The organism is Stenotrophomonas sp. INTA L402-1, from assembly GCF_059295135.1.
Genome location: NZ_JCAFWP010000141.1, coordinates 1 through 654 on the forward strand (window position 1 = coordinate 1; position 654 = coordinate 654).

The 654-nt window shown below is 51.5% G+C and carries 1 protein-coding gene; it reads left to right on the forward strand.

All coding sequences use genetic code 11. The features are described from left to right. The coding region (locus AC5O77_RS21960) for an SDR family oxidoreductase (RefSeq protein WP_263109097.1) at positions 1-384 on the forward strand (384 nt) is incomplete at its 5' end. Positions 385-654: the final 270 nt, after the last annotated feature.

Below are 654 nucleotides of genomic sequence, written 5' to 3' on the forward strand. Positions count from 1 at the left end.
GTGATGATGTCTTCAGTCACTGGCGATATGGTGGCCGATCCGGGTGAAACGGCGTATGCCTTAACGAAAGCGGCGATTGTTGGCCTGACTAAATCGCTGGCGGTGGAGTACGCGCAGTCTGGTATTCGCGTTAACGCCATCTGCCCGGGATACGTACGCACGCCAATGGCGGAAAGCATTGCCCGCCAGTCGAACCCGGAAGATCCAGAATCGGTGCTGACTGAAATGGCAAAAGCAATCCCGATGCGTCGCCTCGCCGATCCGCTGGAAGTCGGCGAACTGGCAGCCTTCCTCGCATCGGATGAATCAAGTTATTTAACCGGTACACAGAATGTGATTGATGGCGGCAGCACACTGCCGGAGACGGTTAGCGTCGGCATCTGATTCACCTCTGTTTCCTCCCTGCATTTGTGGGGAGGATTTCGTCTTATTCCCTTTTCAACTTACAAATCACCAAACGGTATATAAAACAGTTACTCCTTTCACGTCCGTTATAAATATGATGGCTATTAGAAAGTCATTAAATTTATAAGGGTGCGCAATGGCCGTTAACTTACTGAAAAAGAACTCACTCGCGCTGGTCGCTTCTCTGCTGCTGGCGGGCCATGTACAGGCAACGGAACTGCTGAACAGTTCTTATGACGTCTCCCGCGA